At 71.3% G+C, this 19040-nt stretch carries 16 protein-coding genes; 4 read left to right on the top strand and 12 right to left on the bottom strand.

Features of this window, described 5'->3' with window-relative positions; translation table 11 throughout:
• Positions 1-97: 97 nt before the first annotated feature.
• The 3 genes from BFF76_RS22465 to BFF76_RS22455 form a co-directional block, all read right to left on the bottom strand.
• A complete protein-coding gene (locus BFF76_RS22465; RefSeq protein WP_053930776.1) occupies positions 98-2320 on the bottom strand; it encodes an NADP-dependent isocitrate dehydrogenase in 2223 nt (740 codons plus the stop codon).
• 98 nt (positions 2321-2418) lie between these two features.
• A complete protein-coding gene (locus tag BFF76_RS22460) occupies positions 2419-3111 on the bottom strand; it encodes a response regulator transcription factor (RefSeq protein ID WP_031089668.1) in 693 nt (230 codons plus the stop codon).
• Positions 3108-4244, bottom strand: coding sequence for a sensor histidine kinase (locus BFF76_RS22455; protein WP_053930775.1), 1137 nt, complete (start codon positions 4242-4244; stop codon positions 3108-3110). The genes BFF76_RS22460 and BFF76_RS22455 overlap by 4 nt, the downstream gene beginning before the upstream one ends.
• A 168-nt stretch (positions 4245-4412) precedes the next feature.
• On the opposite strand from BFF76_RS22455, the gene BFF76_RS22450 reads away from it, so the two are divergent.
• Entirely contained in the window at positions 4413-5393 is a 981-nt protein-coding gene (locus BFF76_RS22450) for a carboxymuconolactone decarboxylase family protein (RefSeq protein WP_065848930.1), read from the top strand.
• Between the two features lie 68 nt (positions 5394-5461).
• Entirely contained in the window at positions 5462-5617 is a 156-nt protein-coding gene (locus BFF76_RS33060; protein WP_167359521.1) for a hypothetical protein, read from the top strand.
• A 63-nt stretch (positions 5618-5680) separates the two neighbouring features.
• Here BFF76_RS33060 and BFF76_RS22445 read toward each other — a convergent pair whose 3' ends face one another.
• A complete protein-coding gene (locus BFF76_RS22445; RefSeq protein WP_065848929.1) occupies positions 5681-7162 on the bottom strand; it encodes an amidase in 1482 nt (493 codons plus the stop codon).
• 181 nt (positions 7163-7343) lie between these two features.
• The gene (locus BFF76_RS22440; RefSeq protein ID WP_031089663.1) at positions 7344-7703 is read right to left on the bottom strand and encodes a hypothetical protein; all 360 of its coding nucleotides are present in this window, start codon (positions 7701-7703) and stop codon (positions 7344-7346) included.
• A 198-nt stretch (positions 7704-7901) separates the two neighbouring features.
• On the opposite strand from BFF76_RS22440, the gene BFF76_RS22435 reads away from it, so the two are divergent.
• The gene (locus tag BFF76_RS22435) at positions 7902-8672 is read left to right on the top strand and encodes a hypothetical protein (RefSeq protein WP_065848928.1); all 771 of its coding nucleotides are present in this window, start codon (positions 7902-7904) and stop codon (positions 8670-8672) included.
• Here the strand turns inward: BFF76_RS22435 and BFF76_RS22430 are convergent.
• Positions 8635-10188: an NCS1 family nucleobase:cation symporter-1 gene (locus tag BFF76_RS22430; protein ID WP_065848927.1), complete on the bottom strand. Its 1554-nt coding sequence runs from the start codon at positions 10186-10188 to the stop codon at positions 8635-8637. The genes BFF76_RS22435 and BFF76_RS22430 overlap by 38 nt on opposite strands.
• A 110-nt stretch (positions 10189-10298) precedes the next feature.
• Positions 10299-11300: a TIGR03842 family LLM class F420-dependent oxidoreductase gene (locus BFF76_RS22425; RefSeq protein WP_031089657.1), complete on the bottom strand. Its 1002-nt coding sequence runs from the start codon at positions 11298-11300 to the stop codon at positions 10299-10301.
• Positions 11301-12077: 777 nt separating this feature from the next.
• Between BFF76_RS22425 and BFF76_RS22420 the strand changes: the two genes are divergently transcribed.
• Complete coding sequence (locus BFF76_RS22420; protein ID WP_065848926.1) at positions 12078-12908, top strand: alpha/beta fold hydrolase; 831 nt, start codon at positions 12078-12080, stop codon at positions 12906-12908.
• Positions 12909-13107: 199 nt separating this feature from the next.
• On the opposite strand, the gene hydA is transcribed toward BFF76_RS22420, so the two are convergent.
• The 5 genes from hydA to BFF76_RS22395 all read right to left on the bottom strand — a co-directional run bounded on the left by hydA (position 13108) and on the right by BFF76_RS22395 (position 18855).
• A complete protein-coding gene (gene hydA / locus BFF76_RS22415) occupies positions 13108-14508 on the bottom strand; it encodes a dihydropyrimidinase (RefSeq protein WP_031089652.1) in 1401 nt (466 codons plus the stop codon).
• Positions 14509-14584: 76 nt separating this feature from the next.
• Positions 14585-15868 carry an aspartate aminotransferase family protein gene (locus BFF76_RS22410; RefSeq protein WP_065848925.1) on the bottom strand — a complete coding sequence of 428 codons (1284 nt, stop codon included), beginning with the start codon at positions 15866-15868 and terminating at the stop codon, positions 14585-14587.
• Positions 15865-16707, bottom strand: a complete 843-nt coding sequence (locus tag BFF76_RS22405; RefSeq protein WP_031089650.1) for a nitrilase-related carbon-nitrogen hydrolase — start codon at positions 16705-16707, stop codon at positions 15865-15867. Before BFF76_RS22405 ends, BFF76_RS22410 begins: the two co-directional genes overlap by 4 nt.
• A gap of 278 nt (positions 16708-16985) precedes the next feature.
• Positions 16986-18341 carry a hypothetical protein gene (locus BFF76_RS22400; RefSeq protein ID WP_031089649.1) on the bottom strand — a complete coding sequence of 452 codons (1356 nt, stop codon included), beginning with the start codon at positions 18339-18341 and terminating at the stop codon, positions 16986-16988.
• A gap of 133 nt (positions 18342-18474) precedes the next feature.
• On the bottom strand, positions 18475-18855 hold the full coding sequence (locus tag BFF76_RS22395) for a PPOX class F420-dependent oxidoreductase (RefSeq protein ID WP_031089648.1): 381 nt from the start codon (positions 18853-18855) through the stop codon (positions 18475-18477).
• Positions 18856-19040: the final 185 nt, after the last annotated feature.

Below are 19040 nucleotides of genomic sequence, written 5' to 3'. Positions count from 1 at the left end.
CGCACGCACGACCGCCCCGGCGGGCGGGTGCCTGCCGGGGCGGTCTTACGTGCGGGTGTGCGGCCGGGCGGTGGTGTCCGCCCTGCGCGGCCGGGGATCAGCCCAGGGTCGCGATGGCCTTGTTGAAGGTGGCCGACGGACGCATGACGGCCTCCGCCTTCGCCGGGTCGGGCTGGTAGTAGCCGCCGATGTCGGCGGGCTTGCCCTGGACGGCGGCCAGCTCGCCGACGATGGTCTGCTCCTGCTCGGCCAGCGTCCTTGCGAGCGGACCGAAGGCCTCGGCGAGCGCGGCGTCCTCGGTCTGCTGCGCCAGCTCCTGGGCCCAGTAGAGCGCCAGGTAGAAGTGGCTGCCGCGGTTGTCGATGCCACCGAGCTTGCGGCTCGGGGACTTGTCCTCGTTGAGGAAGGTGCCCGTCGCACGGTCCAGGGTGTCGCCGAGGACCTTGGCGCGCGCGTTGTCCGTGGTGGTGGCGAGGTGCTCGAAGCTGACCGCGAGCGCGAGGAACTCACCCAGGCTGTCCCAGCGCAGGTAGTCCTCCTTGACCAGCTGCTGGACGTGCTTGGGCGCGGAGCCGCCGGCGCCGGTCTCGAAGAGTCCGCCGCCGTTCATGAGCGGGACGACGGAGAGCATCTTCGCGCTGGTGCCCAGCTCGAGGATGGGGAAGAGGTCGGTGAGGTAGTCACGCAGCACGTTGCCGGTGACCGAGATGGTGTCCTCGCCGCGGCGGATGCGCTCCAGGGAGAAGGCCGTGGCCTCCTCCGGCGTCCGGATGGAGATGTCCAGGCCGTCGGTGTCGTGCTCGGCGAGGTAGGCGTTGACCTTGGTGATGAGGTTGGCGTCGTGCGCGCGGCCCTCGTCGAGCCAGAACACGGCCGGGTTGCCGGTCGCGCGGGCGCGGGTGACGGCGAGCTTGACCCAGTCCTGGATCGGGAGGTCCTTGGTCTGGCACATCCGGAAGATGTCACCGGCGCCGACGGCCTGCTCCAGCACGACGTCGCCCTTGCCGTCGACGACCCGCACCGTGCCGGTGGTGGGGACCTCGAAGGTCTTGTCGTGGCTGCCGTACTCCTCGGCCTTCTGCGCCATCAGACCGACGTTGGGTACGGAGCCCATGGTCGACGGGTCGAAGGCGCCGTTGGCGCGGCAGTCGTCGATGACGACCTGGTAGACGCCCGCGTAGCTGCTGTCGGGCAGTACCGCGATGGTGTCGGCCTCGTTGCCGTCCGGGCCCCACATGTGGCCGGAGGTGCGGATCATGGCGGGCATGGACGCGTCGACGATGACGTCGCTCGGCACGTGCAGGTTGGTGATGCCCTTGTCGGAGTCGACCATCGCCAGGGCGGGGCCCTCGGCGAGCTCGGCCTCGAAGGACGCCTTGATCTCGGCGCCCGACTCCGGCAGGGAGTCGAGGCCCTTGAGGATGCCGCCGAGGCCGTCGTTCGGGGTCAGGCCGGCCGCCGCGAGCACGTCGCCGTACTTGGCGAAGGTGTTCGGGAAGAAGGCGCGGACCACGTGGCCGAAGATGATCGGGTCGGAGACCTTCATCATCGTGGCCTTGAGGTGTACGGAGAACAGGACGTCCTCGGCCTTGGCGCGGGCGACCTGGGCGGTGAAGAACTCGCGCAGGGCGGCGACACGCATGACGGCCGCGTCCACGACCTCGCCCGCGAGAACCGGGACGGACTCGCGCAGCACGGTGGTGGTGCCGTCGTCGCCCGCGAGCTCGATGCGCAGCGAACCGGCCTCACCGATGACGACGGACTTCTCCGTCGAGCGGAAGTCGTCGACGCCCATGGTGGCGACGTTCGTCTTCGAGTCGGCGCTCCAGGCGCCCATGCGGTGCGGGTGCGCCTTGGCGTAGTTCTTGACCGACGCGGGGGCGCGGCGGTCGGAGTTGCCCTCACGCAGGACGGGGTTCACCGCGCTGCCCTTGACCTTGTCGTACCGTGCGCGGACGTCCTTGTCCTCGTCGGTCCGCGGGTCGTCCGGGTAGTCGGGAAGCGCGTAGCCCTGCTCCTGGAGCTCTGCGATCGCGGCCTTCAGCTGCGGGATCGAGGCCGAGATGTTGGGCAGCTTGATGATGTTCGCGCCGGGAGTCCTGGCCAGCTCACCGAGCTCGGCGAGCGCGTCATCGATACGCTGATCGGCCTTGAGGCGCTCCGGGAAACCGGCGATGATCCGCCCCGCCAGGGAGATGTCGCGGCGCTCCACCGTGACACCCGCGGTCGAGGCGTAGGCCTCGACGACAGGCAGGAACGAGTACGTCGCCAGCGCAGGGGCCTCGTCGGTGTGCGTATAGATGATGGTCGAGTCAGTCACCGGGTGCTCCGCTCCACGTCTGCAACATTGCTTGACATCAAGATATCTCGTGACCGGTCACGTCTCCACAGTGGCCCGCGCCCATTCCGCGGAACGGATCACTCCTGTCCGGCGGGGCCCGGGACTCCGGGAGGCCTGCGCGCCTCGACCAGCCCGGACTCGTACGCGAAGACGACCAGCTGGGCCCGGTCCCGTGCGCCCAGCTTGGTCATGGCCCGGCTGATGTGCGTCTTGGCCGTGAAAGGACTGACCACCATGTGGACGGCGATCTCCTCGTTGGTCAGCCCCCGGGCCGCCAGAGCGGTCGCCTCGCGCTCACGCCGGGTGAGCGTCTCCAGACCCGGGGCGGTGGCACGGTCGGGCGGCCGGGAGACGAATTCGCCGATCAGCCGTCGGGTCACGGCGGGCGAGAGCAGCGCGTCGCCGCTCACCGCGACCCCGACGGCCCGGAGGAGCTCGGCCGGTTCGGTGTCCTTGAGGAGGAATCCGGCTGCCCCGGCGCGCAGGGCGTCGAAGACGTACTCGTCGAGTCCGTAGTTGGTGAGGATGACGACGTGCACGCCGGCGAGCGCCGGGTCGGCGGCGATCTCACGCGTGGCCTCGATGCCGGTCATGACGGGCATCTGTACGTCCATGAGCACCACGTCCGGGGTGTGGCCGCGGACCAGCTCCACGCCCGTGCGCCCGTCGGCGGCCTCCCCGACGACCTCGATGCCGTCCTCGGCGTCCAGCAGGGCACGGAATCCGGCGCGCATCAGGGCCTGGTCGTCGACGATCGCGACACGGATCATCCTGTGGCCCTCCGGGGTTCCAGCGGCAGTTCCGCCCGTACCGAGAAGCCTCTTCGCTCCCGGGGCGCGGTTTCGAGGGTGCCGCCGAGAGCGGTGACGCGCTCGCGCATGCCGGTCAGCCCGGTGCCCGGGGTCACGGCGGCACCGGGCAGGCACGGGCCGTCGTCGTCGACGGTCACGACGAGCACCGTGTCCGCGTAGGTGATCCGCACGGACGTCCCCGCCCGGTCGGCGTGCCGGGCGACGTTGGTGAGGGCCTCCTGCACGATGCGGTACGCCGCGCCGTCGACGTCGGCCGGAAGAGCCCGCACGTCACCCTCGACGACGACGGCCAGGGCGATGCCCGCGGCCCTGGCCCGCCCGGCGAGCTCGTCCATCCGGTCGAGACCGGTACCGGGGTCCACCACATCCGTGCGGAGCACCTCCAGCGTCGAGCGGAGCTCCCGCATCGCCTCGCCGCTCGCCTCCTGGATGGCGAGCAGCGCCGGCTCCACTTCCGTGCCCCGCTTGCGGGCGAGATGGACGGCCACCCCGGCCTGGAGCTTCACGATCGAGATGGAGTGGGTGAGCGAGTCGTGCAGTTCGCGGGCGATACGAAGCCGTTCCTCGCCGGCCCGCCGCAGAGCCGTCTCCTCCCGGGTGCGTTCGGCGTCCAGGGCGCGCTGCTCGGTCTGGCGCAGATATGCCTGCCAGTTCTTGTCGATGAGGCCGGTGACCCCGGCGCACAGGAACCAGCCGAGCAGGAGCAGCACGCGCTCGACGGTGTCCTGGACGCCCGGCACGGACACGAGCAGCACCACGGTGTAGCCCAGGAGGAACAGTGCCCCGGCGGCGACCGCCTGCGCCCGGTGCCCGTTGCGCGCCGCCGCGTGGACGGCCACCACCACGGGGAGCGCCACCCAGCTCCCCGGGTGCGCGTGGACGGCGTATCCGAACATGCACAGCGTGGTCACGACGAGCACGACGCGCGGCGCCCGGCGGTGCGCGGCGAGCGCCAGGGAGCCGGCCGCGACGAGCAGCACATCGAGGGCTCCGGGCGAGGAGGCCAGGCACGCCGCCGCGACGACCACCGCCCCGACGGCCGCCGCGGCCGCTGTGTCCAGCAGTGTCCGCCGGTCGATGTTCCCCCGCATGAGCGGCAGACTAACTCCCGTACGCCGACGGGCGCGTCGTCCTGGAGGACGGGGCGTGCACTGCTCCCCGGGGAGTAGTGCGTACGTTTTCCCGTCGTCCCGGGGCAGCCGTAACTGTCTTCCTCCGTACGACGCCCCGGGCGGGCCGCGCGGGTGAGCATCGTCGCCATGACCGGACCCTTCCGTTACACCTCGCCCGAACCGCCGAAGTCCGCCACCGGAGAGGTGGCCGACGTATACGCGCAACTCGCCACCGATTTCGGCATCAAGGACGCGACGACCTTCGTCGTCCTGTCCGCCTCCCCTCCCCTGCTCACCGCCACCTGGGCCCTCATGCGGGAGTCGCTGCTCGCCGGGCACGCGTCGCGCACCGGGAAGGAACTGGTGGCGGCGGGGGTCTCCCTGGCCAACCGCTGTCCGTTCTGCGCGACCGCGCACGCCGTGCTGCTGCATGCCACCGGCGACCACCGGCTCGCCGAGACGGTCCTGCGGGGCGACGAGCCGGAGGACCCCGGCGACCGCCGACTGCTCGCCTGGGGCAAGGACATGAGCACACCGCAGCCGTTCCCGGCGCACGAGGCGGCCGAGTACGCGGGGACCGCGCTCGCCTTCCACTTCATCAACCGGGTGGTGTCCTCGCTCCTGTCCGAACAGATGCTGCCCGGCGGCTTGGAGAGGTACCGGCTGGTGCGGAGGACGGCGGGCCGGTCGCTGGCGGCCACCGTGCGCCGCGAGCTGCGTCCCGGCACATCCCTGCCGCTGCTCGGCACCACCGGTGAGGCCCCGCCGTGGGCCGCCGGCAGCCCGGTCGGCACTGCCTACGGCGCGCTGCGCACGGCCGCGTACCAGGGGGCGGGGCTGCTGGGCGACGAGGACGCCGCGTTCGTACGGCAGTCGGTGGCGGCCTGGGACGGCGTCACACCGCTGCCCCTGGCGGCACGGCTGCCGGAACGGACGGACCGGCCGGGAGCCAGGCTGGCGCTGCTCGCCGCGCGGGCCCCGTACCGGATCACGGACGAGGACGTGGCTGCCTGGCGCGTCCCGCCGTTCACGGATCACTGCCTGGTCCACCTGATCGCCTTCGGCGCGATCTGCGCCGTCGAGCGTGTCGAGGCGGTCATGCGGACGGCTGCCGTGGAGCGCACGTGAAGACCGCGGAGGCGTGAAACGGTCCGCTCGGCCGGCACTGGGCCGATCACCCCGACCGGTACGAAGCGATGCCGGCGCCGTTCGACGCGGCCCTCTTCGACGCCGCCACCGGCGCACCGGTGACCGCCGCGACCCGCTGGGGTGAGGACGCGGCGGACGCGGTGGACTTCTTCGTCTCCCGGACGCAGGGCCGCCGGTCACCGACCGCACGCACGCCGCGATGACCGACGTGTTCCGGCCCTACGAGACGCCGGAGGGTGTCCTGCTGCGGGCGGGAGTGGGGGTGGTCAGCGCCCGCCGGCCGCGCTGAGCGGCGGCGGGCGGTACTCGTACCAGCGCCGGTCGGCCTCCAGCTGGGCCGCGAGCGAGATGAGCCGGGCCTCGCTCCGGGAGGGGCCGAGGAGCTGGGCCCCGAGGGGCAGGCCGTCACGGGTGAAGCCCGCGGGGACGTTGATGCCGGGCCAGCCGAGGACGTTCCAGGGCCAGGCGTACGGGCAGGCCGAGGTCATCGCGAGGTCGGTGCGCCAGGCGCTGAGGTGGTCGAAGGCCCCGACCCGTGGCGGCGGTGCGGCCGTGGTCGGGGTGAGCAGCACGTCGTAGCCCCGTTCGCCGCGGGCCGTGTCGAAGAAGGCGCCGACTCTGGCATGCTGGCGCACCTCCCGCGCGCGGGCGGCCCGCACGATCCGGCCGCCGAGGCGGGTCCCGGTGCGCAGGGCGCTGCGGGTGCGTGGGTCCAGGAGCCCTGGTTCGGGATGCAGCGCGGCCAGTTCGGCGATACCTGCTGTGGCCCTGGGCACGAAGGAGAGGCCGATCAGCCCGTAGCGGGGGCGGGCCTCCTCGACGTGGTGGCCCAGCCGGGCGAGCGCTTCGGCGAGCGCGGTGACGGCGCTCAGGACCTCCGGGTGGGGCTCGTTGCGGGTGAGGGTGAGCGGCGGCCGCAGGGAGAGGCCGATGCGCAGCCTGCCCGGGTCGCGGCGGGCCGCGGCGGAGGCGTCGACGGCGGGTGGCCGGTGCGGGTCACCGGGGTGCGGTCCTGCCGCGGCGTCCAGGAGGAGGGCGGCGTCCGCGACGGTACGGGCGAGGGGGCCGTTGACCGTGAGGCCTTGGAAGGCGTCGCTGTGGGGGTGCACGGAGATCCGGCCGCGCTGCGGTTTGATGCCGACGAGATGGGTCCAGGCGGCGGGGATGCGGATGGACCCGGCCCCGTCCGAACCCAGGGCGGCGGGGACGAGCCCGGCGGCGACGGCCGCCGCGGAGCCGCCGGACGAACCGCCCGGCGTGTGCTCGTTGCTCCAGGGGTTACGGGTGACGCCGAAGGCGGGTCCTTCGGTGAAGGCCCACTGCCCCAGCTCGCAGGAATTGGTCTTGCCGACGACGACGGCCCCGGCGGCGCGGAGTCTGCGGACGGCCTCGCTGTCGGCGGTGGCGGGCGGCAGTGCGCCGTCACAGCCGAAGTAGGTCGGCATACCGGCGACGTCGGTGTCGTCCTTGACGGCGACGGGCACCCCGAGCAGCGGAAGCCGCTCCCCCGCCGCCAGCCGCCGGTCGGCCTCGGCGGCCTCCCTGAGCGCGGCTTCCGTGCGCAGCTGACGGAAGGCGTTGAGGGTGGAACGGCTCGCCTCGATGCGTGCGAGCGCCCCGGCGACCAGCCCGGACGAGGTGGTCAGGCCCTCCGCCAGTTCCCGTGCGCAGTCGGTGAGTCCGGGCTGTACGGGCGGCTCCGCGGGCCTGGTCGGTCCGGTCCGCTCCGTGGGGTCTGCTGAGGACATCGCCACCGCCTCCTCGCGTCCGCCGGGGCCCCGGCCCCGGGGTCCGCCCGGAGTCCGCCCGAGCGGGTCTACTGGAGAGTAACGAGGCGTGGGGGCTCGCTCAAGCACTGCTGGCGTTCCGGTCCCGTCTCCCCTGCCCCCACGGAGGAAGAACGGAAGACGGGCGTCCGGCTGCGGAGCACTAAGGCCGCACGTGGATCTCGCCGATCCCCGAACCGAGGCCGGCACAGTGGGCGGTCGACTGCCCGGACTCGCCCGGCCTCAGCGTGACGTGCTCACCGTCCACATCGGGGGACCAGCCGCAGACCAGGTGCACCCAGAAGGTCTGTGTGGCGGAGCCGTTGTTCCTGCAGAGCGCGTATCCGGTGTAGTCGTCGATCGCGTGCTTGCCGGTGTCGCAGGACAGCCCGGGCGGAATGGCCGCGGCGGGCGCGACGGCCACCGCGGCGGTCGCCGGAACGGCGAGTGCGAAGGTCAGGCCGGTGGCGGCTGCACCCCGCGCCAGCGTGCGGACGGCGTTGCCCTTGAACAGCTTCATCATGTCTCCCCTTGTTTCCGGTCGAGTTCCGGCGATTTCCACGGCTGCCCTCCCCCGCGCTCCGTGACCGAAAACAGCGCCGAACCTCACCCTCCGTGATCCGGCCCGCCGAGCACGCAACTGTGCGCGGGCGTACGCTCGCCAATAGGGGTGAATACCTCTCGAGAAGGCCCTGAGCAGGGACGTTTCCCAGGAGGCACCGTGACAGGACAGCGTATGGCCACGCGTGCCGCCGCCTGCGCGACGGCGGTCGTACTCGCCGTCACCGGCGGCACGGCCGCGCAGGCGGTCGACGACATCGAGTCCCTGCCGGCCGAGCAGATCGCCGACCGCTCCCGGGACGCCCTGCTTGACGTGCGGTCCCTGCACCTGCGTGCCCGGGGCGACCTCGGGGAGAACCGCTCGCCGATGACGGTCGACCTCAGGCTGGACCGGAGCGGCAACTGCGCGGGCGACGTCGACCTGGGCAAGGACAAGGGCTCGGTGGAGATCGTCAAGCGGGGCGACGCGGTCTGGCTGAAGCCGGACTCGGCCTTCTGGGAGAACCAGGTTCCGGTCGGCGGCTCGGCCTTCGAGTCCGTCCTCGCCGGGCGGTACATGAAGGGATCGGCCTCCGACTCCAGGCTGCGGCCGGTCGTGGAGGCATGCGATCTCGACACCTTCCTCGAACTGGTCTCCGACAACGCCGACAACTCCGACACTGCCGCCGGAACGTTCACCAAGGGGAGGGCGACGTCCGTCGACGGCGTGCGGACCGTCCCGGTCACCAGAACCCTCGACGGACAGAAGTTGACGGCCTACGTGGATACCGGTGGCACGCACTACCCCGTGCGGATCACCGTGAAGGGTGACGGGGCGGACGCGGCCGTGGACTTCTCCGGCTTCGACAAGCCGGTGCCCACGGCCACGCCGTCCGCGGACGAGACGGTCGACGTCAGCGCCGTGCTCGGCCGGGCTCCGGCGCAGTCCTGAGCCCCCGGCTCAGGACGGTGTACACCAGCAGCGAGGAGACCAGCCCGACGGCCCAGCCGTAGTCGGCGAGCGGCTCGATGAACGGGATCAGGCCGTCGGCCGGGAACGGCCCCTTGCCCGGGGCCGAGTGGGAGCCGCCCACCGCGAGGACCCCGCCGACGGCGAAGGACACCACGGCGCGCCAGTTCCACCCGCCCGTGTACCAGTAGCGGCCTCCTGGCAGGTAGAGGTCCGGCAGGTCGAGAACGGTGCGGCGGATGATCCAGTAGTCGGCGATCAGGATGCCGGCCACCGTACCGAGCAGTCCTCCCACCAGGCCCAGCCAGGTGAAGATGTACAGCTCGGGCGTCTCGGTGAGCTTCCACGGCATGATCAGGACACCGACGACCCCGGTGATCAGAGCGCCCGTACGGAAGTTGATGAGCTTCGGGGCGAGGTTCGCCAGGTCGTACGCCGGTGAGACGACGTTGGCCGCGATGTTCACGGAGATGGTCGCCACCAGCACGGTGATGAGCCCGAAGAGGAGGCCGAAGACGTTGTCGGTCTTCGCGACGAGCTGCACCGGATCCCAGATCGCCTCCCCGTACACGGCCTGGGAACCGGAGGTGACGAAGACGGAGAGCAGCGCGAAGAAGGTCATCGTGGTCGGCAGCCCGAGCGACTGCCCCCGGATCTGGGCACGTTGGCCGGCGCCGAAGCGCGTGAAGTCGGGGATGTTGAGGGAGAGCGTGGACCAGAAGGCGATCATGCCCATGAGTGACGGGAAGAAGACGGGCCAGAAGTCCTCGCCCCAGCCGAGTGTGGAGGGCTGGTCCAGGAGCGGGCCGAATCCGCCCGCCTTGACGGCGACCCAGACGAGCAGGACCACCGCACCGACGATGACGAAGGGCGCCGCCCAGTTCTCGAAGCGGCGCAGGGTGTCCATACCCCGGTAGATGATGGCGAGTTCGAGCGCCCAGAAGAGGGCGAAGCAGAGCCACAGCGTCCAGGGCTGCCCGCCGATCTCCCCGGCCCGTGCCCAGCCCCCGAAGATCTTGCCGAGCAGTGTGAAGATCCCGACGCCGCCGATCCAGGTCTGGATCCCGAACCAGGCACAGGCGACCGCCGCCCTGATCAGCGCCGGCAGATTGGCGCCGCGCAGCCCGAAGGAGGCCCTGGCCAGCACAGGGAAGGGGATGCCGTACTTGGGCCCGGCGTGCCCGGTCAGCAGCATCGGGGCCAGCACGATCACGTTGGCCAGCGCGATCGTGAGGACGGCCTGCTTCCAGTCCATGCCGAGCGCGACCAGCCCGGAGGCCAGCAGCCAGGACGGGATGTTGTGCGCCATCCCGATCCACAGCGCGGCGAAGTTGTACGTGGTCCAGCGGCGCCGCTCCAGGGGCACCGGCAGCAGGTCCTCGTTGACGAAGCGGGAGTCGTCCGGGACGGCCCCGGGAGGGAGTTCGATCCGCCCCGAGGGGTCGGCTATCGGCTCTCGGGGGGCGGATGGTGGGACGGGTGGGACGGTAGCGGTCATGGTGACGTGACCCTTCGCTCGGGAGAGGTGCCGTGCGGGGCGCGGCTGTGTGGTGCCTGGACAGCCGCTGCGGGTACGCGGGACGGCGAGGTGCGGGTACCTGGAGCGGATCAGGCCGACAGCGCGGGGATGACCGTGGAGCCGTAGGCGTCGATGGTCGCCTCTCGCGCGTCGTGCATGTCGTACACGGCGAACTGGTCGACTCCCAGGTCGCGCAGGACCTGGAGCTTCTCGATGTGCGCCTCGGGCGGACCCAGCAGGCAGAACCGGTCGACGATCTCGTCGGGGACGAAGGCCGTGTCCGGGTTCCCGGTGCGGCCGTGATGGCTGTAGTCGTAGCCCGAGCGGCCGGCGATGTACGCCGTGAGGGCCTCGGGCACCAGGTCCGAGTGCTCCCCGTACCGGGAGACGAGGTCCGCCACGTGGTTGCCGACCATGCCGCCGAACCAGCGGCACTGCTCCCGCGCGTGGTCCAGGTCCTCGCCGACGTAGGCGGGCGCGGCCACACAGATGGTGACGGAATCCGGATCACGGCCGGCTGCTGCCGCGGCGTCGCGTACCGCCTTGATCATCCATTCGGTGAGGTAGGGGTCGGCCAGCTGGAGGATGAAGCCGTCGGCCTTCTCCCCGGCCAGCGCGAGGGCCTTGGGTCCGTACGCGCCCATCCAGACGGGCAGCCTGCCGTCCTTCACCCACGGGATCTGGACCGGCTGACCGTCGACGGTGGCCTCGCGCCCCTCCGCGAGGTCCCGGATCACCTCGATGGCCTCACCAAGCCTGGCCAGTGTGTTGGGTTTGCGGCCCGCCACCCTCATCGCGGAGTCGCCGCGCCCGATGCCGCAGACGGTGCGGTTGCCGTACATCTCGTTCAGCGTCGCGAAGGTGGAGGCGGTGACCTCCCAGGTGCGGGTGCCCGGGTTCGTCACCATCGGCCCGACGATCATCCGCTCGGTGTGCTCGAGGATCCGGCTGTAGATGACGAACGGTTCCTGCCACAGCACGGCCGAGTCGAAGGTCCAGCCGTAGCGGAACCCGTTCCTCTCCGCGCGGCGCATGAGCCCGACGACGGCCGAGGCGGGCGGGTCGGTCTGGAGGACGAGTCCAAAATCCATGACAGATGCTCCTTGTCGAAGTACTGACACGTGGCGCGCGGGATACGGATGCCGTGACCGTACCGGCGGGCGAGCTGCCTTCCGGTGTACGCCGTGCTCTCGGCGCGCGCGGCGGAAGAACCGCCGGCGCCGCCCTCGGTGGACGTGCTCCGGCAGAGCTTTCCACATCGCCCGGCGCCCGGCCCGGCACCGCGGCTCGTGAGCACGCGAGTCGCGGGGGGCCAATCCTGGACCCGTCGGCGGGCTTTGGGAAGGGGGAGTCTACGCGCGGAGCGTGGACGCGGGGAGCGGATCCGCGAGGAGCCGGTGTCAGGTGCCCGGCCCGGCCTCTCGGCGGAGGTCACGAACCGCCGGCGCAGCGCCAACGCGCGTAAAAACCGGCCCCGTTGACACCGCCCCGGTGAGCACACGGCAGGGTGGCTCGGCGGCCCGCCGCTGCCCGACGGAAGGCGGACCCTCCGCGAGGAATGCGCGGCACAGTCAGGCGCCCGGGCGGGGTGACACGGCGTGATTGCCGGAGCCGTGCGGGGCGGCAGGACTCGGCACGGCCCTCCCACCCCGCTGGTGCGGCGGCACCCTGAGAAGCCCCTCCCCCGGGCCTTACCCACTCCCAAGGTGGGCACGATGTCGCAACATGAGTGTTTTGCAACTTGAAGGTATTGTTTGTGGCGTTCAATCACGGTCCAGCCCTCCTCGGCGGTGGCAGTCCCGCCTTTGTGAGGCTGATGAATTCCCGCACGTCCCACCGCACATGCGTCTCAAGCGGAAGGATCGGCCATGGGCACGGTCACCACGATCGACGGCACGGACATCTTCTACAAGGACTGGGGCCCGCGCGACGCCCAGCCGGTCATGTTCCATCACGGCTGGCCGCTCAGCGGCGACGACTGGGACAGCCAGATGCTGTTCTTCCTCGCCCGGGGCCATCGCGTGATCGCCCACGACAGGCGGGGCCACGGACGCTCCGGCCAGAGCTCCTCCGGGCACGACATGGACACCTACGCCGCGGACGTGTCGACCGTGGTCGAAGCACTCGACCTGCGGGAGGCCGTGCACATCGGCCATTCCACCGGCGGCGGCGAAGTGGCCAGGTACGTTGCACGGGCGGAGCCGGGGCGGGTGGCGAAGGCCGTGCTCGTCAGCGCGGTGCCGCCGGTCATGGTGAAGTCGGCGGCGAACCCCGGCGGCCTGCCGATCGAGGTCTTCGACGGCTTCCGGGCCTCCCTCGCCGCCAACCGCGCGCAGTTCTACATCGACGTGCCGTCGGGTCCGTTCTACGGATTCAACCGACCCGGCGCCGAGGTGTCGCAGGGACTGATCGACAACTGGTGGCGGCAGGGCATGCGGGGCGCGGCGAACGCCCACTACGAGTGCATCAAGGCCTTCTCGGAGACCGACTTCACCGAGGACCTCACGAAGATCGAGGTGCCGGTCCTGGTCGCCCACGGCACCGACGACCAGATCGTGCCCTACGAGGACTCGGGGCCCCTGTCCGCCGAACTCCTGCCGAACGGCAGGCTGAAGAGCTACGAGGGCTATCCCCACGGCATGCTCTCGACGCATCCGGACGTCATCAACCCCGACCTCCTGGCGTTCGTCAAGGAGTAGAACCCGCAAGCCTGCTGACAGGCCGGGTCCTCGGCCTGCCCACGCCCGGGGACAAGTCCCGGCTGCTCCGGTGCACCGGCACCGGAGCAGCGCGCGCCCGCCGGACGGGCTGAGCCCGGTGGACCGTCCGGCATACGGCCGCTTCGTATGCCGGCGGGCTGTCAGATCCCGCTGCGCCACGGCGCAGTGGGGTGCTCGCTCACCCCAGGTACTGGCACGTGGAACGGGGCAGGAAGGCGCCGTGGCCGGCACGGCCCACGTACTTCCTCCGGTCGATGACGACTTCGCCGCGCGAGAGGACCGTCTCGACCTGCCCCGTCACGGTCTTCCCCTCGTACGCCGAGTAGTCGACGTTCATGTGGTGCGTGTCGGCCGACAGCGTCTGGACGGCGAGCGGGTCGTAGATCACCACGTCGGCGTCCGCGCCGGGCGCGACCGTACCCTTGCGCGGATACAGCCCGAACATCCGCGCCGGGGTGGCGCAGGCGATCTCGATCCAGCGCCGGCGGGAGATATGGCCGTCGACGACGGCCTGGTGGAGCAGGTCCATCCGGTTCTCCACCCCCGGAAGGCCGTTCGGGATCCTGGAGAAGTCGCCGCGGCCCATCTCCTTCTGCCCCGTGAAGCAGAACGGACAGTGGTCGGTGGAGACGACCTGGAGCTCGTTGTTGCGAAGTCCGCGCCAGAGCGCCTCCTGGTGCTCCCGGGGGCGCAGCGGGGTCGAGCAGACGTACTTCGCGCCCTCGAAATCGGGCTCGGCGAGATTGTCCGTGGAGAGGAAGAGGTACTGCGGACAGGTCTCGCCGAAGACCGGGAGCCCCTTGTGGCGGGCGGCGGCGATCTCGGCGACGGCTTCGTCGGCAGAGACGTGGACGACGTACAGCGGCGCTCCCGCGACCCTCGCCAGCTGGACCGCCCGGTGCGTGGCCTCGGCCTCCAGCGCCACCTTGCGCACGTCCCCGTGGTAGCGCGGATCGGTGCGCCCCTCGGCGAGCGCCTGCTCGACCAGGACGTCGATGGCGATGCCGTTCTCCGCGTGCATCATGATCAGACCGCCGTTGTCCGAGGCCCGCTGCATGGCGCGGAGGATCTGGCCGTCGTCGCTGTAGAACACACCCGGGTAGGCCATGAAGAGCTTGAACGAGGTGATGCCCTCCGCCACCAGGCGGTCCATCTCCTTGAGCGAGGACTCGTTCACGTCCGACAGGATCATGTGGAAGGCGTAGTCGACGGCGCAGTTGCCGTCGGCCTTCTCGTGCCAGGCGTCTAGTCCCTCACGCAGCGAGCGGCCCATGGTCTGGATGGCGAAGTCGACGATCGTGGTGGTGCCGCCCCAGGCCGCGGCCCGGGTGCCGGTCTCGAAGGTGTCGGCGGCGAAGGTCCCGCCGAACGGCATCTCCATGTGCGTGTGCGCGTCGACGCCTCCAGGAATGACGTACTTCCCCGTGGCGTCGATCCTCCGCTCGGCGCTCCAGGCCGCCGCGGCGTCGGTGCCCTGGGCCGCGAGGGCGGCGACGCGTCCTCCCTCGATGAGTACGTCGGCGTGAAACTCGTCCGACGCGGTGATGACGAGACCGCCGTGGATGACGGTGCGGCTCATGTACCCCTCCTCGCTGTGGCGATACCGGTTCTGCTCACCGTTGAAGACCGTTTCCGCTTCACCCCGCCCCGGGCCGTCACCCGGCCGCGTGCAGAGCCTCGCCCAGGATGTCCGCGCCCTCCTCGGCCTCAGCTACCGTCAGGGACAGGGGCGGCGCGATCCGCAGGACGCTGGTGTTGTGTCCGCCGCCCTTCCCGATGAGCAGTCCGCCCGCACGCGCCGCCTCGAGCACGGCCGCCGCGGCCTCCGGGTCGGCCTCGTCGGTGCCGGGCTTCACCAGCTCGATGCCGATCATCAGCCCCCTGCCGCGTACCTCCCGTACGGCCGGCGAGCCCGCGCCGACGGCCCGGAGACGCTCGATGAGCAGGCCGCCGACCCGCCGGGCGTTGCCCTGGAGGTCGTGCTCCAGCAGGTACGAGAGGTTGGCGAGCCCGGCCGCCATGGTGACCGGGGATCCGCCGAACGTCGAGATGGAGTTGGCGTCCAGGCAGTTCATGACGTCGGCGCGGGCGACGACTCCACCGACGGACATGCCGTTGCCGATGCCCTTGGCGAAGGTGAGGATGTCAGGGGGGCCGCTCGAAGCGTGTGCCTGCCAGCCCCAGAAGTGGTCGCCCGTACGCCCCCAGCCGGTCTGCACCTCATCCGAGATCCACAGGATTCCGTGCCGGTCGAGCACCTCGCGGAAGGCCGCGTACAGCCCGTCGGGGGGTGCGGTGAACCCGCCCACCCCCTGCACGGGTTCGGCGATCAGCGCGGCGGCGTCCCGGGTGTGCCCGAGCAGGTCCTCCAGATCGGCCACGCATGCCTCGATGAACCGTTCGTCGCTCAGTTCCGCGTACGGGCCCCGGCTGCGGACCCCGCCATGGACGTACAGCGTCTGCAGGGGCGACAGGCTCGTGGTCGACCAGGACCTGTTGCCCGTGATGGACACGGCGGAGAACGACCTGCCGTGGTAGCTGTTGCGCATCGCCAGGATCTGGTTCGACCCGCGGTGGGTGGTGGCGAGGAGCAGGGCAGCGTCGTTGGCCTCGGTGCCCGAGGTGGTGAAGAAGACCCGGGCGTCGGGGATGCCCGAGAGCGCGGCGATCCGCTCGGCGAGCTCGACCATCGGGCGGTTGAGGTAGAGGGTCGAGGTGTGGATGATCCGCCCCGCCTGCTCGGAGACCGCCTTGGTGACCTCGGGCAGGGCGTGCGCCGTCATCGTGGTGAGGATTCCGCCGAAGAAGTCGAGGTAGCGGTTTCCGTCCGCGTCCCAGACATGGCGCCCCTCGCCGTGGGTGAGCTCCAGGGGCTGCCGGTAGTAGAGCGCCATCCAGTCGGGACTGACGGCCAGGTGCCTCTCGTGCAGTCCGGTCACGGCTCCACCAGCCCGTCGTACGCGTCCGGCCTGCGGTCCCGGTAGAACGCCCACTGCTGCCGGACCTCTTCGATCAGGCCGAAGTCCAGGTCGCGCACGACCAGTTCCTCCTCCTTGTCGCTCGCGACCTCGCCGACGAACTGCCCGCGCGGGTCGACGAAGTAGCTGGTGCCGTAGAAGTCGTTGTCGCCGTACTCCTCCTGGCCGACGCGGTTGATCGCGGCGATGAAGTACTCGTTGGCGACGGCGGAGGCGGGCTGTTCCAGCTGCCACAGGTGGCCGGAGAGCCCTCGGGAGGTGGCGGAGGGGTTGTACACCAACTGAGCTCCGTTGAGCCCGAGTTGCCGCCAGCCTTCGGGGAAGTGCCGGTCGTAGCAGATGTATACGCCGACCTTGCCGACTGCGGTGTCGAAGACCGGCCAGCCGATGTTGCCGGGCTTGAAGTAGTACTTCTCCCAGAAGCCCTTGACCTGCGGGATGTGGTGCTTGCGGTACTTGCCGAGATACGTGCCGTCGGCGTCGATCACCGCCGCGGTGTTGAAGTAGAAGCCGGACTGCTCGACCTCGAAGACGGGTACGACGATCACCATGCCGGTCTCGCGGGCGAGGTCACGCATGCGCCGGACCGTCGGACCGTCCGGGACGGGCTCGGCCCAGCGGTAGTGCTCGGGTTCCTGGACCTGGCAGAAGTACGGGGCGTTGAACACCTCCTGGAAGCCGATGATCTTCGCGCCCTGCCGGGCGGCCTCGCGCGCGTGTTCCTCGTGCTTGGCGATCATGGACTCGGTGTCGCCGGTCCAGGTCGCCTGGACGAGTGCGGCGCGTACGACGTGGGACATGAGCTGCTCCTTCGACGCGGCGTCAGAGAGCCTCTGCGTTCTCTACGCCCGTAGACACGGTGCACAGGAGGAGAACGTAAGCCCCGTCACACAGCGGGGCAAGACCATCGCCGTGAACCGACGAAGTCGATCATGTTTCATACCCGAGCGGTCCACAGCTTCCCGGAGGGTGTGTCGCCCGGTCCGCACGTAGCTTCGCAGGCGGACCGGGCGGACAGCTTCCTCCCAGGAGCCCCACGGGGCGTCCGTCACCTCACCGGCGCCGGCCCGGGAATGACCTACGGCACCGCGATGCCCGCCACTCGCAGGGCATGGACCAGGTCCCACTCCCGCGCCGCCGACACCTCGCGTGCCGCGGCGAGCAGTTGGGGGACGAGATGGGGCGGTCCACCCTCGGCGATGCACGCCGCGTCCTGCGGCGTGCGTACGCGGACGAACGCGCCCAGCAGTGCCCGCGCCTCCGGCTCCAGGCCCGCCCGGTCGAGAGCGATCACGGCGTCGGCGATCTCACCGGCAGGCCGGGCCACCCCTTGCCGTAACAGCTGCCCGCAGTCGTCGGCACGACCGGCTGCGGCCAACGCGCCTGCAGCGGAGGCCAGTTCGGCGGGCGGCAGGGAGGACACCTCCCACAGCAGGGTCGCCCAGTCTGCGGCCAGGCCGGCTCCATGGAGGGCGACGGCGAGGACCGGCAGATGCCCGGCGGGCCATGCGGCCGCTTCACAGAGCACGACGTGGGCCTCACCGCTGCGGCCGTCCGCGCGCAGCCGTACGAGCAGTGCGACGGCGCCCTCGGCGGCCCGGCGTGCCGCGGGGTCGGGTTCCGGGGCCCGCGAGGCACGAACCGCGCTCTCCTCGGCCTGAGCACCGCTGAAGCGCGCCCCTCGGGGGGCGGCGGCCGACGGAGGGACCGGCGGGCCGGGCACGGCCGACGGGACCGGTTCCGGCTCCGTCCCGTCCTCGATCTCCAGGCCCGCGAAGCGGGCGCCGCGGGGCTTGCTGCGCTTGGGCGCGGGAGTGGGCTGCCCCTCCGGGCCGGTCCCTGGGCCTGCCGCTTCAGGGTGCCGGGGCCCAGGAATCGAGGGCACGTGCCCGGTGTCCGGCGCGCTCGCATCGTCCTGTGCCCGGAACCAGTTCTCCGGGACCGTCCTTCCGACCGCCGCCAGCCGGTTGCGGAGTTCCGTGCAGCGGGCCGTGGCACGGGCGTGGTCGTCCCGCGCCCAGGCCAGCGCCTCAGTCTCCCCGTCCTGTGCACGCGCCCCGTCCGCACCGGCGGCCCGCATCCGCCCGGCCGCGTACGACTGTTCCCGGCGCATCACGTCCAGCCGGTCGACCAGGGCCTGGCGCCCGCCCGGGCGCCTGTCGTGCGCGGCGGCCGACGCGGCGCACAGCGCGGCGGCCCGTACGGATTCCCGCGCGGCGAAGGCGGTGCCGCGCACCGCTGCGAGGTCCTGGAGCAACGACTCGACCACGTCCCAGGGCGGGACATCAGCGCCGTCGAAGCAGGCGCGCATCCCTTCGGGATCGCGCGCGCAGAACACTCCGTACCAGCCCTGACCGGGATCGAGCAGGGCAGCAAGGTCCTGCAGGTACTGCGCGAACGCCCTTACTTCGGAAGCGTGCTGATGCTCTGTCATCGTCGCCCTCACCGGTCGCCCGGGACTGGGACACTCCAGTCCGCGGGCATTCGACCGCAGGCGTGTTACGAGCGGACTACGCGCGCTTTTCCGGCGTGGTGCGCCGGAAGCGCGGCCGGGTCCGACGCGCCCCTCAGAAGGTGACGGCGATCCCCGTGTGGGGCCGCTTGCCGAGCCGAACGACCATGGCCGGCCAGTCCACGAGCCAGAACTTCCAGGTGTACTTGCGGGCGAGCACCTTGCGCACCGCTCCCATCGCGTCGCCGTCGAGCAGCCGAGCCGTCCCCTCGGCACTCGGCGCCCCCTCGGCGACGCGGCCACGGGCGTCACAGACGGTGACGAGGACCCGGCTGTCGTTGCGGAGCCGCTTGACCTTCCAGGAGTCGGAGCGCGTCCAGACGTACAGCACGCCTCCGTCCGCCGCGGCCCAGACGGGCGTCGCGACGGGCGTGCCGTCCTTCCGGTATGTGGTCAGGCTGATGTACTCGCTGCGGGCGAAGTCCTGGAGAGTCACGGGCGCGACCCTACTCGGCTCACGGCGTGGGCGGCAGCTCCCCCCGGTTCCGTCGCGGTCCGGTCGCGGTCCGGTCGCGCTCCGGTCGCGGTCCCGTTCGTACCGGGCGAGGGACGGCCGGGCGAGTGATGGCAGCCGGGCTGCCCCTACCGGACACACGGCGGCCGTCACGGACGACGGGACTC

This window comes from Streptomyces mutomycini (assembly GCF_001700505.1).
Classification (GTDB): Bacteria; Actinomycetota; Actinomycetes; order Streptomycetales; family Streptomycetaceae; genus Streptomyces; species Streptomyces mutomycini.
This window is presented reverse-complemented; position numbering and strand designations above follow the sequence as displayed.